General features: G+C 42.6%; 3 protein-coding genes. All 3 read left to right on the top strand.

From position 1 onward, the window contains the following. A partial coding sequence (locus R7E42_RS23670) for an outer membrane beta-barrel protein (RefSeq protein WP_318073044.1) occupies window positions 1–1,196 on the top strand: 1,196 nt, incomplete at its 5' end. A 12-nt stretch (window positions 1,197–1,208) separates the two neighbouring features. After that, window positions 1,209–1,742, top strand: coding sequence for a polysaccharide biosynthesis/export family protein (locus R7E42_RS23665; protein WP_005463089.1), 534 nt, complete (start codon window positions 1,209–1,211; stop codon window positions 1,740–1,742). Between the two features lie 14 nt (window positions 1,743–1,756). Continuing rightward, window positions 1,757–2,476 (top strand): GumC family protein (locus R7E42_RS23660; RefSeq protein ID WP_318073043.1); only part of this gene is annotated, 720 nt, incomplete at its 3' end.

Below are 2,476 nucleotides of genomic sequence, written 5' to 3'. Positions count from 1 at the left end.
CAACTCCAGCACTTGCGCTTGCCCTTTGTTCAACAGCTACATTAGCAGAGCCAATGGCGTATCAAACTGAATCTGGCATTGAGTTTATCCCATTGGTCAAAGCCTTCTACGAAGGCGACGACAACATAAACAAAGCGGAAAAATCTCAAGATATAGAATCCGTAAACATTTGGGGACTAGAGCCTAGCTTGTTGGCACGTATCGAGCGCAATCAATATCGCGCAGATATTCAGTACAAGCTAAAAGCGGGCTTTTCTTCGGACGATAAGAATGATTACGATGACCATACCTTTCAGTTCACCAATTTTTTTGAATTCAATCATCGTCATCGTTTAGTCGTGGATTATCGTTTTCAGGCATTGCATGAAATCCGCGGTGAAGACATCACTGAAGGACAAGGTAACCTTCTCGATTCACCTATCGAGTTTTACCGTAATGATTTGAAAACCAACTACGTGTTTGGCTCTGCTGGTGCGAAAGGACGATTCGAATTTGGCTTAGGCTACAGCGATAAAACTTACCAAAATTATCGTAACGGTTTACCTGGCAAGCCCAACGCAAAAACTAAGTACAACGACTTCCGCGCCCCAAACGCCCACGTTGAGTTTTACCTTAGAGCGACTCCTAAAACCTATTGGTTAGTTGGGACAAAACAAGTCTTCACCGAGTACCTTAATAAAAACCCTCGCGCTGCATCAAAAGACAGCGACACCGGCTTTTACTACACCGGTGCTGAGTGGGAAATATCGGGGAAAACCCAAGGTATCGCAAGGCTTGGCTATCAAGTTAAAGACTTTGATAGTGAACAACGAGAAACCTTCAAAGGCTTTAGCTGGGATATCGGATTTGAATGGCTACCACAAGAGCAAACGTTGGTGACGGTCAAAACTACCCAAGCAGCCGTCAACCCTGACCAAGATGGTGACTACAACTTACAGACTCGTTATCGCCTAGATATCAAACACGATTGGAACAGCTATTTAGCCACTCGTTTAGGTGGCATTTATCAAGAAGATGATTACACCGGCATCACGAGAAACGACGAACGATATACCCTTTCCGCTGGCGTTGATTATCAAATTAGACGCTGGATTCAATTGAAAGCGGATTGGCAATATCAAGACAAAACATCCAATCGTTCAGGTTATAGCTACGACCAAAATGTCTGGACGTTAAGCGCGCAATTTTCGTTGTAACAAGGAATGTTAATGAATCCATTATTCAAGTTAATTGGCCTAGCTCTGCTACTTTTCAGTACTTTTGTTAGCGCGAATTCAAACGAACAAGATTACCTACTCGATACTGGTGACACTATTTCAGTGCAAGTTTACGGGGAGGAAGATCTTTCTATTAAAAACATCCTCATCACGTCAGATGGTTACTTTGATTACCCTTACCTTGGACGAATCAAAGCGATCAATAAAACGCCAAAACAGCTCAAGTACGAAATCGAAACGGGCTTAAAAGGTGACTATCTAATCAACCCGAAAGTCATGGTGACAATCAATTACTTCCGTTTGTTTTACGTCAATGGCGAAGTTCGTAAACCCGGAGGATTTGAGTATCGACCAGGACTGACGATAGAAAAAGCCATCGCACTAGCTGGCGGGCTCACCGATAGAGCTTCACGTAAAAGCATTAACTTAACCAAACATAAAACTGGCAAAACCGTAGAAGGCGTGAGTATGCAGCGCACGGTTGAACCAGGCGACATTGTCTTTATTGATCAGAGCTTCTTCTAGTGACAGGTAATCAAATGAACGGAACTCATCCCAACAATTTCCAGATGAACAAAGTGGAACTGATTCGTTTTGGCCATCACTTTAAAACGCTGAAAAAAAACTGGCTTAGCATTGCTGCGTTCACGCTTATATTCTCATTGACGTGCACTTGGTACATCTACTCCAAAACATCTATTTACCAAGCAACAGCAACGTTATTGATTCAAGAAGAGCAAAAAAGTGCGCTGTCAATTGAAGAAGTGTATGGCGTAGATACGACCAAGAAAGAGTACTTTCAAACACAAATCGCTATTCTGAAATCCAACCACATTGCCGACAAAGTCATTAATGAACTGAATTTAACTCAACACCCTGAATTTACGAGCTCTGGTGGACTAAAACAAAAAATCGACGACATCAAAGCAGTCCCGTTAGTACAAGATTTATTGAATGTTTCTCCTAGCCCAAAAGAGACATCACAATACTCCGAGTCTTACTATCAAGCGCTTCAAGCCTTCAAAAGAAAGCTAGAAATTGAACCTGTTCGAAACACACAGTTAGTGCGAATTAGCTTTCGTTCTGCCGATCCAAAGTTAGCAACAAGAGTCGCGAACGCGGTTGGTCAGGCCTATATTGATGCCAACTTCGAAGCCAAGCTCGTAGTGACTCAAAATGCAGCAACGTGGCTGACTATTAACTCTCAACAACTCGAGGAGCGCTTAAAAAAATCAGAGCATGCATTGCAAGAGTTTTTG

It is taken from the genome of Vibrio sp. Vb1337 (genome assembly GCF_033338715.1).
Classification (GTDB): Bacteria; Pseudomonadota; Gammaproteobacteria; order Enterobacterales; family Vibrionaceae; genus Vibrio; species Vibrio alginolyticus.
The sequence above is the reverse complement of the archived record's forward strand: the minus strand, read 5'-3'. Positions and strand labels throughout refer to the sequence as shown.

Excerpts from the sequence above, each read along its gene's own strand:
- R7E42_RS23665 (WP_005463089.1), top strand. The coding sequence starts at position 1,209 with ATGAATCCATTATTCAAGTTAATTGGCCTAGCTCTGCTACTTTTCAGT.